Origin of the sequence: Streptococcus sp. 339, from assembly GCF_013277285.1 — a bacterium.
GTDB classification, from domain to species: Bacteria; Bacillota; Bacilli; order Lactobacillales; family Streptococcaceae; genus Streptococcus; species Streptococcus pseudopneumoniae.
The window spans coordinates 1-12321 of sequence record NZ_VMMR01000015.1 but is presented as its reverse complement, the minus strand read 5'-3'; the positions used below and the strand labels follow the sequence as shown (position 1 = coordinate 12321).

The following is a 12321-nucleotide window of genomic DNA, read 5'->3' as shown; positions in this document are numbered from 1 at the left end:
ACTTGTGTCTGTAAAACGAACGGTCTGATAGAACTGGACTCTGTCACGTATTGACTAGATGAAGGTTCACCAATATAAGATGTCCCTCAGGCACCAAAACAAGAAAGGAATAGGCACATGTCAAAATTGCTAGATAAGATAGTATCACGCGAAAATATGCTGGAAGCTTACAATCAAGTAAAATCCAATAAAGGCTCAGCTGGGATTGATGGAATGACTATCGAAGAGATGGATGACTATCTCAGACAAAACTGGCGCTTGACTAAGGAGCTGATAAAACAGAGAAAATACAAACCTCAATCAGTCCTGCGAGTTGAAATCCCCCAACCCAATGGAGGTGTCCTTCAGCTTGGGATTCCGACAGTGATGGATAGGATAATCCAACAAGCCATTGTCCAAGCTCTTAGAGTACTTAAATGACGGCTATGAGTGGATAGTGGATATAGACCTAGAGAAATTTTTCGATAGGGTTCCTCAAGATAGATTGATGTCCTTAGTACATAATATGATCGAAGACGGAGATAGGGAATCCTTGATTCGTAAGTATCTTCATTCAGGTGTTATCATTAACGGTCGGCGTCATAAAACGCTAGTTGGTACACCACAGGGAGGAAATGTATCTCCTCTCTTATCTAATATCATGCTTAATGAATTGGACAAGGAATTAGAAAAGAGGGGACTTCGATTTGTGCGCTACGCAGATGATTGTGTGATGATGGTCGGAAGCGAGGCAGCCGCTAAGCGTGTGATGTATTCAGTTAGTCGTTTTATTGAGAAACGGCTAGGTTTGAAAGTAAATATGACCAAGACTAAGATTACCAGACCAAGAGAGCTGAAATACTTAGGTTTTGGGTTCTGGAAATCATCATCTGGTTGGAAAAGTCGTCCACATCAAGATAGTGTTCGGAGATTTAAGTTTAAATTGAAGAAACTAACACAGAGGAAATGGAGTATAGACCTAACAAGACGTATTGAACAACTGAATTTGTCCATTCGAGGATGGATAAACTATTTCTCATTGGGAAATATGAAAAGTATTGTCACCAGCATAGATGAGCGCTTGCGTACTCGCCTACGAGTGATTATCTGGAAGCAATGGAAGAAAAAATCGAGACGACTATGGGGATTGCTTAAGTTAGGAGTTCCTAAATGGATAGCAGATAAGGTATCTGGCTGGGGTGACCATTATCAATTAGTAGCTCAGAAGTCGGTACTTAAACGTGCTATATCAAAACCAGTCCTTGAAAAACGTGGACTGGTTTCGTGTTTGGATTATTACCTTGAACGACATGCGTTAAAAGTTAGTTGAACCGCCGTATGCCGAACGGCACGTACGGTGGTGTGAGAGGGGCTAGAGATTATCTCCTACTCGATTTTGAGAGGCAAAACTTTTTAAAAAATCTTTTTCATAACTTTATCCAGTACATTGATTGCTTCATCTTTCATGTTCTTTGTGACGTGGGTGTAGATGTAAGTAGTGACTTCAGAGTCGGAATGACCAACCCCGTCCGTGATTGTTTTTAAAGGAATTTTATTTTCTGCTAAGATGCTAATAGTGGTGTGTCTGAAGATGTGAGGGGACAGATGTTTGGGAATTGGTTTTTTAAGGCGTTCGTTTGCTCGCTGGAGAGACTTGCTCAAGACGGAACTATGAACTGGTTTTCCTGTATTGGTAACAAAAATACGGTCGCTTTTGTGCCAATTCTTATCGGTTGTTTCTCTTAGACGATTTATAGTAGGTTGAAATAATATACGAACAGCTTGATTAGGGAAATCAAATTAATTTCTAGAAATATTTTAGCATCCACGGTGTACTATTCTAGTTTCAATTTACTATAGTTCAATCATTCTATCAAGAATATTGAATATATAAAAGCACCTACTATTAAAATTTCTTCTGATATCGAATTAGAGTCCGATGTCGATGGTGATAAATCAGATAATCTACCAGTCGACATCAAGGTACTAGGACAACACATTGAAGTCTACTCTGGACCTAAGGAACAATCATAAAACTCAAAGCCTTGTTACCGAGGATTTTTTATTATGTGATTTTCAGTAGGCAGATTTATTCTATATACAAGTAAAGCTAAGTATTTAATATTTAGCAGATGATGAAGAAAAGAATGGATAGCCTAAATATTTTAACAGATTTACGAGACTAATCATGGTATAATATAGGGTAATGAAAAATTCCAACGAGGCAGAGATGAAATTACTTTATACTGATATTCGGACTTCTTTGACTGAAATTCTAACCAGAGAGGCGGAGGAGCTAGTTGTTGCTGGCAAGCGAGTCTTCTACATCGCTCCCAACTCTCTTTCTTTTGAAAAGGAACGCGCCGTGCTGGAATGCTTGTCCCAGCAGGCTTCTTTTGCGATTACCGTCACGCGCTTTGCTCAAATGGCTCGTTACCTAGTCTTGAATGACTTGCCTGCCAAGACTAGTCTAGATGACATCGGTCTTGGGATGGTCTTTTACAGATGCCTTGCAGAACTTGACCCCAAGGACTTGCGTGTTTATGGAGCTATCAAGCAGGATCCTCAATTTATCCAGCAGTTGATTGAATTTTACCACGAGATGACGACTGCTCAAATGAGTTTTTTGGACTTGGAGAGTTTGACGGATGAGGACAAGAGGGCCGATTTACTCTTGATTTTTGAGAAGGTAACGGCTTATCTCAATCAAAGCCAGTTGGCTCAGGGAAGTCAGTTGTCCCATTTGATTGAGGCTATCGAGAATAACAAGGTAAGTAGTGATTTCACTCAAATTGCCTTGGTTATTGACGACTTTACCCGTTTTTCTGCCGAAGAAGAGCGAATTGTGGACCTACTTCATGGCAAGGGAGTTGAGATTGTTATTGGGGCTTATGCTAGTAAGAAAGCTTATGCCAGTCCTTTTAGCGAGGGCAATCTCTACCAAGCCAGTGTGGAGTTTCTCCATCATCTAACCTCTAAATACCAAACACCTGCTCAGGACTATTCTAAAACTCATGAGAAGATGGATAGTTTTGACAAGGCCTCTCGTTTGCTGGAGTCCTCTTATGACTTTTCAGAATTAACATTGGATGTCGATGAGAAGTACCGTGAAAACTTACAAATCTGGTCTTGTTTGACGCAAAAGGAAGAGTTGGAGTTGGTAGCCCGTAGCATCCGTCAGAAATTACATGAGAACTCAGACCTGAGTTACAAGCATTTTCGTATTCTCTTGGGGGATGTAGCGTCTTATCAATTATCTCTTAAAACTATTTTTGACCAGTATCAGATTCCTTTCTATCTAGGCAAAAGCGAATCCATGGCGCACCACCCTTTAACTCAGTTTGTCGAATCTATTTTGGCTTTAAAACGCTATCGTTTCCGTCAGGAGGATTTGATTAATCTCCTCAGAACAGGTTTGTATACCGACCTTAGTCAAGCTGATATTGACTCATTTGAGCAATATATCCGCTATCTTGGTATCAAAGGCTTGCCAGCCTTTCAGCAAACCTTTACCAAATCCCACCATGGAAAATTTAATCTGGAACGTTTAAATGTTCTTCGTCTGCGTATTTTAACACCTCTTGAAACCCTCTTTGCCAGTCGAAAACAAAAGGCTGAAAATCTCTTGCAAAAGTGGAATTCTTTTCTAAAAGAAGGAGAGGTGACCAAGCAGTTGCAAGATTTGACAGCCACTATGGAAGTTCTTGAACAGGAAAGACAGGCCGAAGTTTGGAAGGCCTTCTGTCATGTTTTAGAACAATTTGCGACTGTTTTTGCTGGTTCACAGGTTAGTCTGGAGGATTTCTTGGCCTTGCTTCATTCTGGGATGAGTCTATCTCAGTATCGTACCATTCCAGCAACAGTGGACACCGTTCTGGTGCAGAGTTACGATTTGATTGCGCCCTTAACGGCTGACTTTGTCTATGCCATTGGGCTGACTCAGGATCAATTACCAAAAATTGCGCAAAACACCAGTCTTTTGACAGACGAAGAAAGACAGAGCCTAAATCAAGCGACAGAAGAAGGCGTTCAATTACTGATTGCCAGCAGTGAAAACCTCAAGAAAAATCGCTATACTATGCTTTCCTTGGTCAATTCTGCTCGTAAGCAGTTGGTCTTGTCGGCTCCAAGCCTTTTTAACGAAAGTGAAAGTAAGGAATCTGCCTATCTTCAAGAGTTGGTCCATTTTGGATTTAGGCGAAAAGAGAAGAGGATGAATTACAAAGGGCTGTCTAAGGAAGATATGGGGTCCTATCACAGTCTTTTGTCTAGTCTGGTTGCCTATCACCAGCAGGGCGAGACGAGTGATAGGGAGCAAGATTTGACCTTTGTCAAGGTTCTGGCACGTGTCATGGGTAAAAAACTAGACCAAAGAGGCCTTGCAAATCCTGCCCTTCCAACAAGTCCAAGCAGCAAGCCCTTGACCAAGGATACCTTGCAGGCTCTTTATCCTGCTGATCAGGAGTTTTACCTGTCTACCTCTGGTTTGACGGAGTTTTATCGCAATGAATACAGTTATTTTCTTCGCTACGTTTTAGGCTTGCAAGAAGAATTACGCCTGCGTCCTGATGCCCGCAGTCACGGAAATTTCTTGCACCGCATTTTTGAACGTGCCTTGCAGTTGCCTGACGAAGATTCCTTTGACCAACGTTTGGAACAGGCTATCCAAGAAACCAGTCAGGAACGGGAATTTGAGGCTATTTATCAGGAAAGTTTGGAAGCCCAGTTTACAAAGGAAGTTTTGCTTGATGTGGCACGGACGACTGGCCACATTCTCCGTCACAATCCAGCTATTGAAACCATCAAAGAAGAGGCGAATTTCGGTGGGAAAGAGCAGGCCTTTATTCAATTGGACAATGGACGCAGTGTCTTTGTACGAGGCAAGGTTGACCGCATTGAACGATTGAAAGCTGATGGGGCGATAGGAGTAGTAGACTACAAGTCTAGTCTGACCCAGTTCCAATTTCCTCATTTCTTTAATGGTCTTAATTCCCAACTGCCAACCTACCTAGCTGCCCTAAAAAGAGAGGGGGAGCAGAACTTTTTCGGTGCCATGTACTTGGAAATGGCTGAACCTGTTCAATCTCTGTTGACCGTTAAGAATTTGGCAGGTGCAGTAGTAGAAGCCAGCAAGTCTATGAAATACCAAGGACTCTTTTTAGAAAAAGAAAGCAGTCATTTGGGCGAATTTTACAATAAAAACAAGTCTAATCAGCTGACAGATGAGGAATTCCAGCTCCTACTGGACTACAATGCCCATCTTTACAAGAAAGCAGCTGAGAAGATTTTAACAGGCCAGTTCGCCATTAATCCTTATACCGAAAATGGCAGAAGCATTGCCCCCTACGTCCAGCAACATCAATCCATCACAGGTTTTGAAGCCAATTACCACTTGGGTCAAGCCCGTTTCCTAGAAAAGTTGGATCTAGCTGATGGCAAGCGTCTGGTCGGAGAAAAACTCAAGCAAGATTGGTTTGAAAAAATAAGAGAGGAGTTGAATCGATGAAGCCTATTCCCTTTTTAACTGAGGAGGAAATTCAAAAACTGCAAGAAGCAGAAGCAAATTCGAGCAAGGAACAAAAGAAAACTGCCGAGCAAATCGAAGCTATCTACACTTCTGGTCAAAATATCCTTGTCTCAGCGTCGGCTGGTTCTGGTAAGACTTTTGTCATGGCCGAGCGTATTCTGGACCAATTGGCGCGTGGTGTCGAAATTTCTCAACTCTTTATCTCAACCTTTACCGTCAAGGCTGCGACTGAACTCAAAGAACGCTTGGAGAAAAAAATCAGCCAACAAATCCAAGAAAGCGATGACGTTGACCTCAAACAACACTTGGGTCGCCAGTTGGCAGACCTACCCAACGCAGCCATCGGAACCATGGACTCTTTTACACAAAAATTCCTTGGTAAACATGGCTATCTGCTTGATATTGCGCCTAATTTCCGTATTTTACAAAACCAAAGCGAGCAACTCCTTCTAAAAAACGAAGTCTTCCACGAGGTCTTTGAAGTCCATTACCAAGGTAAGCAGAAAGAGACCTTTAGTCATTTGCTGAAAAACTTTGTTGGACGTGGAAAAGATGAACGGGGGCTGCGCCAGCAAGTCTATAAAATTTATGACTTCCTCCAATCCACCAGTAATCCTAAAAAATGGCTGAGTGAATCTTTCCTCAAAGGCTTTGAAAAAGCTGATTTTACCAGTGAAAAAGAAAAACTGACTGAGCTAATCAAACAAGCTCTTTGGAATTTGGAAAGCTTTTTCCGTTACCATCTGGATAACGATGCCAAGGAGTTTCCCAAAGCTGCCTATTTAGAAAATGTTCAGTTGATTCTGGATGAAATTGGCTCCCTAAATCAGGAGTCCGATAGTCAGGCTTATCAGGCAGTACTTGCGCGTGTTGTCGCAATTTCGAAAGAGAAAAACGGCCGGGCCCTGACTAATGCCAGTCGTAAGGCTGATTTGAAGCCACTGACCGATGCCTACAACGAGGAGAGAAAGACCCATTTTGCTAAACTAGGACAACTGTCAGACCAGATAACCATTCTCGACTATCAAGAACGTTATCATCAAGACACATGGGAACTAGCTAAAACCTTCCAAGCCTTCATGGGTGATTTTGTGGAGGCTTATCGTCAGCGTAAACGTCAGGAAAATGCCTTTGAATTCGCTGATATCAGCCATTACACCATTGAGATTTTAGAGAAATTCCCGCAAGTCCGTGAAGCTTATCAGGAGCGTTTCCACGAAGTCATGGTCGATGAGTATCAGGATACCAACCATATTCAAGAACGAATGCTGGAATTGCTGTCTAATGGCCACAATCGCTTTATGGTGGGGGATATCAAGCAATCTATCTACCGTTTCCGTCAGGCAGATCCGCAGATTTTCAATGAGAAATTCCAACGCTATGCGCAAAATCCCCAAGAAGGCAAGCTCATTCTCCTCAAGGAAAATTTCCGAAGTAGTTCAGAAGTGCTGTCAGCAACCAATGATGTCTTTGAACGTCTCATGGACCAAGAGGTCGGCGAAATCAACTATGATAACATGCACCAGCTTGTTTTTGCCAATACCAAACTGACTCCTAATCCAGACAACAAGGCAGAATTTCTACTCTACGACAAGGACGACTCTGGTGAGGAAGAAGAGAGTCAAACAGAAACGAAACTAACAGGCGAAATGCGCTTAGTTATCAAGGAAATCCTTAAACTTCATCAGGAACAAGGTGTTGCCTTTAAGGAAATCGCCCTTCTGACCTCCAGCCGCAGTCGTAATGACCAGATTCTTCTCGCCCTGTCTGAGTATGGGATCCCTGTCAAAACTGATGGAGAGCAAAACAATTATCTCCAATCTCTAGAAGTGCAAGTCATGCTAGACACCCTTCGTGTCATTCACAATCCTCTTCAAGACTATGCCTTGGTTGCCCTTATGAAGTCTCCTATGTTTGGCTTTGATGAGGACGAGTTAGCACGTTTATCTCTTCAGAAAGCAGAGGATAAAGCCTACGAAAATCTCTATGAGAAACTGGTCAATGCTCAAAAACAGGTAAGTAGCCAAAAAGTCTTGATTCACTCAGCTCTAGCTGAGAAACTAAACCAATTCATGGATATCTTGGCTTCTTGGCGCCTGTATGCCAAAACCCACTCTCTCTATGACTTGATTTGGAGGATTTACAACGACCGTTTTTATTATGATTATGTTGGAGCTTTGCCAAATGGTCCTGCTAGACAGGCCAATCTCTATGCCCTAGCTCTGCGAGCTGACCAGTTTGAAAAGAGTAATTTCAAAGGCTTGTCTCGTTTTATTGGTATGATTAACCAAGTTTTAGAAGCCCAGCACGATCTTGCAAGCGTGGCCGTCGCACCGCCAAAAGATGCAGTGGAGCTCATGACTATCCACAAGAGTAAAGGGCTAGAGTTTCCTTACGTCTTTATTCTCAATATGGATCAAGATTTCAACAAGCAAGACTCTATGTCAGAAGTCATTCTCAGCCGTAAAAACGGTCTAGGTGTCAAGTATATTGCCAAAATGGAGACTGGAGCAGTGGAAGATCACTATCCTAAAACCATCAAACTCTCCATTCCTAGCCTGACCTATAGGCAGAACGAAGAGGAATTACAGCTAGCAAGCTATTCAGAGCAGATGCGTTTGCTGTATGTTGCTATGACGCGGGCTGAGAAAAAGCTCTATCTTGTCGGCAAGGGTTCTCGTGAAAAGCTGGAATCCAAGGAATACCCAGCAGCCAAAAATGGGAAACTAAATAGCAATACTAGACTGCAAGCACGGAATTTCCAAGATTGGCTTTGGGCTATCAGTAAAGTGTTTACTAAGGACAAGCTCAACTTTAGTTATCGTTTTATTGGCGAAGATCAGTTGACCAGAGAAGCTATCGGAGAGTTGGAAACCAAGAGTCCTCTCCAAGATAGCTCCCAAGCAGACAATCGTCAGTCAGATACCATCAAAGAAGCTCTGGAAATGCTGAAGGAGGTGGAAGTTTATAATACTCTTCACCGCGCAGCTATTGAACTTCCTAGTGTTCAAACCCCAAGTCAAATCAAGAAATTCTACGAACCAGTTATGGATATGGAAGGTGTCGAGATTGCTGGTCAAGGTCAGTCAGTAGGCAAGAAAATCAGCTTCGATTTGCCAGATTTTTCAACCAAAGAAAAGGTAACTGGAGCTGAGATTGGTAGTGCTACTCACGAACTCATGCAGAGAATTGACCTCAGCCAGCAACTAACCCTTGCTAGCCTAACAGAAACACTCAAACAAGTTCAAACTAGCCAAGCTGTCAGAGACAAGATCAATCTTGATAAAATTCTTGCTTTCTTTGACACAGTACTCGGTCAGGAAATTCTTGCTAATACCGACCATCTTTATCGCGAGCAACCTTTCTCCATGCTCAAACGAGACCAAAAGAGTCAGGAAGACTTTGTTGTCCGTGGTATCCTTGATGGCTATCTGCTTTACGAAAACAAAATTGTTCTGTTCGACTACAAGACAGACCGCTATGATGAACCAAGTCAACTCGTAGACCGCTATCGTGGTCAGTTAGCTCTATACGAAGAGGCTTTATCACGAGCCTATTCGATTGAAAATATTGAAAAATACTTGATTTTACTCGGTAAAGACGAGGTTCAAGTTGTAAAAGTATAATCTAGAAAGGAGACCTCATGACACTTTCAGTTAGAAAATCCCTGTATGATGCAGTTTTACAGGCTTCAAAAGCGGATACTTGGGAACAAGCTACCAAGGAATGGAATGAAGTTTCCTTGATTTTTAACGGTATTGGCCGTAGCAATTGTGTCTGTGGAAATGCCATCAAATACGCTTATGAACTCTTTAACGGTGTCACAGGCCAACGCCTCTTTCCAATTGGTAGCGACTGTGTTAGGCATTTTCATCGATTGACCCTTAACCAGCAATTGGAAGAGGAAGAAAAACTGCTTAGAAAGGTTGAAAATCTAACCAGAAAAGCTCAGAAAAAGGAAAAAATCAAGGTCAATAAAAGTGACTTTGACGAGCGACTTCTAAAATGGCTCTGGGAAAAAGGTGTTTTTAAACCCAATCGTGGCAATCAATTTGCACCTGAGAGAGATTACCATCTCTTCCTAGAAGTCTTTCAGGGAGGAAGTTGGACCAAGGCGAAGCCAAATAAAAAGGCCCGTATGGAAGAAGTCCTTGAAAAGTGTATCAAACCCTTTTTACTTGGGAAATCGGATGACCAACTATACCTTGTCAAGCTAGGCAAGGAGAAAATTGACTACGAACAAGAACTCCGTATCCAAGCAGAGAAAGAGCGCAAAAAGAGGGATAAAATCGCCAAGCAATATGCAGACAATCTAGTCCTAGCCATGGGCCCAGCGGAGCGTGCCTATCAGGATTACTTTGGCTTTACAGAGACCTTAACTCAAGAAGAACGCAAGTGGGAGAAAATTCTTTTTGGTAAAAATAGAGCAGAACGGGCTATCAAGGCCAAGCAATACCAAAAAGAGCTGGAAAAAGACCAACGAATTGCAGCTCAGGATCCAATTGAAAGAAAGCAGAAGCAGACCTGGCTCCTCAATTCCTATTTCCGTGAGCTTCCTGAAGAAAAATCCCGCTTTGCTCGGCTCTTATTAGAATATCGAAAAAGTGGAGAAGTGCCTTTTTCAACTGAATATCTGTCAGATCATCTGCTCGACTTTTTCTATAAAATGAAAGCCTTTGAGTTTGAAATCTCACCAGAACAAGTCCGCGATTTTCTAAAAGAAAGCCTTCAGACAGAACATCTATCCTCAGCACAAGAAAGTTGGATAGAAGGAATTCTCCTCAACTGCATCAAACCATTTTTAGAACGATTAGTGATATGAGTAACACCTGCCGTGGAAATTTCATGGTAGGTTACATTTTATCCAAAAAATAATAGGGAATTGCAAAACTACTACTTGGTATTTTATATATAAAAAAAGTATGAAAACGCAACTCAATTTTAAGACTTTTTGCTAAATAAAGAGTATAATTAAAGTATGTTCCCTTTTTTATAGATAGTACACTAATATAAAAAAGTTAGGCTTACATATTTTTAAAATTTTATTTCAAGGAGGAATAATGGAAAAGTATTTTGGTGAAAAACAAGAACGTTTTTCATTTAGAAAATTATCAGTAGGACTTGTATCTGCAACGATTTCGAGTTTGTTTTTTATGTCTGTATTAGCTAGTTCATCTGTGGCAGCTCAAGAGACCAAAGGTGTTCACTATAAATATGTGACAGAGTCAGAGCTATCATCAGAAGAAAAGAAGCAGCTTATATATGATATTCCGACATACGTGGAGAATGATGATGAAACTTATTATCTTGTTTATAAGTTAAATTCTCAAAATCAACTGGCGGAATTACCAAATACTGGAAGCAAGAATGAGATGCAAGCCTTAGTTGCTGGTGCTAGCTTAGCAGCTCTGGGGATTTTAGTTTTTGCTGTTTCCAAGAAAAAAGTTAAGAATAAAACGGTATTGCATTTAGTATTGGTTGCAGGGATAGGAAACGGTATTCTAGTATCAGCCCATGCTTTAGAAAATAATCTTTTACTGAATTACAATACGGACTATGAATTGACCTCTGGAGAAAAATTACCTCTTCCTAAAGATATTTCAGGTTACACTTATATTGGATATATCAAAGAGGGAAAAACGACTTCTGATTCTAAGGTAAGTAATCAAGAGAAATCAGTAGCCACTCCAATAGATCAACAAAAGGTAGATTATACGATTGCACCGAATTTTATAGAGAATCCATCAAAAATACAAGTGATTAACGGACAGTATGAGGCTGTTCCAGAATTTAGGGATGGACAAGTTGGAACTGTAGCTACAGAGTCCGCTGAAACTAAAGCTGATACATTATCTAGTGATATGAACTCAGAAGTGGAAAGTCACTCTACACCTCCAACCGTAGATTCTTCTCAGAACGGAGAGAATCTTGGAAAACAGAAAGAAGATGCAACTCCAGTCGAGAAGCCAAAAGAAGTAGAAGAAACAAACAAACCTGAAAAAGATGAGTCAAAAGACGAAACTTCAACAAAACCTGAAAATTCTGGTAATGCAATAACAGAAGAGAATGGGCAAACAGTACCAACTGAATCTAATCAAGGTGATACAAATAAAGTTGGAGAGTCAAATAAACCAGAAAATAATGACTCCAAAAATGAAACTTCAGAAAAAACTGTAGAAGAAGTTCCAGTAAATCCAACAGAAGGCTCTACAGAAGGTACCTCAAATCAAGAAGCAGAAAATCCAGTTCAACCTGCAGAAGAATCAACAACAAACTCAGGAGAAGATGCAACTCCTAAGTCAGGAGAAAAATCAGGAGAGACTAAAGAAGAATCTACAGACGCTTCAGAAGTTCCTTCTGCAACTCCAGTCGAGAAACCGAAAGAACAAGAACTAGAAAAAACTGTAGAAGAAGTTCCAGTAAAACCAAATGAAGGCACCACAGAAGGAACCTCAACTCAAGGAGCAGAAAATCCAGTTCAATCTGCAGAAGAATCAACAACGAATTCAGAGAAAGTATCACCAGATACATCTAACGAAAATACTGGGGAAGTGTCCAGTAATCCTAGTAATTCGACAACCTCAGTTGAAGAAACAAACAAACCTGAAAAAGATGAGTTGAATGTCGAGCTTGGTAAAGAATCTGGCACGAAAGAATCTGACAAGTATCAGAATGCAGACCAAGCTAAGCGTACTGCCTACGATCAAGCACTTGCGGCAGCGAAAGCTGTAGCAGCTAAAGAAGGTGCAAGTCAAGCAGGGATTGACCAAGCTAAGAATGACCTAGTGGCAGCTGCGGCAGCCTTGAATGGACAA

5 protein-coding genes and 2 pseudogenes are annotated in these 12321 nt (G+C 41.3%); 6 read left to right on the top strand and 1 reads right to left on the bottom strand.

Annotation, left to right across the window (positions count from 1 at the left end; all coding sequences use genetic code 11):
• The first annotated feature begins 117 nt into the window (after nt 1-117).
• Nucleotides 118-1309: pseudogene (locus HT736_RS02200) on the top strand (group II intron reverse transcriptase/maturase).
• Between the two features lie 83 nt (nt 1310-1392).
• On the opposite strand, the gene HT736_RS02195 reads toward HT736_RS02200, so the two are convergent.
• Nucleotides 1393-1752 carry a tyrosine-type recombinase/integrase gene (locus tag HT736_RS02195; protein ID WP_078929799.1) on the bottom strand — a complete coding sequence of 120 codons (360 nt, stop codon included), beginning with the start codon at nt 1750-1752 and terminating at the stop codon, nt 1393-1395.
• Between the two features lie 105 nt (nt 1753-1857).
• Between HT736_RS02195 and HT736_RS02190 the strand changes: the two are divergent.
• The 5 genes and pseudogenes from HT736_RS02190 to HT736_RS02170 all read left to right on the top strand — a co-directional run.
• Nucleotides 1858-2013: pseudogene (locus HT736_RS02190) on the top strand (diacylglycerol kinase family lipid kinase); the annotation flags it as partial.
• Nucleotides 2014-2209: 196 nt separating this feature from the next.
• Nucleotides 2210-5485: an ATP-dependent nuclease subunit B gene (gene rexB, locus HT736_RS02185; RefSeq protein WP_172930702.1), complete on the top strand. Its 3276-nt coding sequence runs from the start codon at nt 2210-2212 to the stop codon at nt 5483-5485.
• A complete protein-coding gene (addA, locus tag HT736_RS02180; RefSeq protein ID WP_172930701.1) occupies nt 5482-9132 on the top strand; it encodes a helicase-exonuclease AddAB subunit AddA in 3651 nt (1216 codons plus the stop codon). Before rexB ends, addA begins: the two co-directional genes overlap by 4 nt.
• A gap of 17 nt (nt 9133-9149) precedes the next feature.
• Nucleotides 9150-10328, top strand: a complete 1179-nt coding sequence (locus HT736_RS02175; RefSeq protein ID WP_050971852.1) for a hypothetical protein — start codon at nt 9150-9152, stop codon at nt 10326-10328.
• Between the two features lie 238 nt (nt 10329-10566).
• Nucleotides 10567-12321: YSIRK-type signal peptide-containing protein (locus HT736_RS02170; RefSeq protein ID WP_172930700.1), on the top strand; the 1755-nt coding region annotated here is incomplete at its 3' end.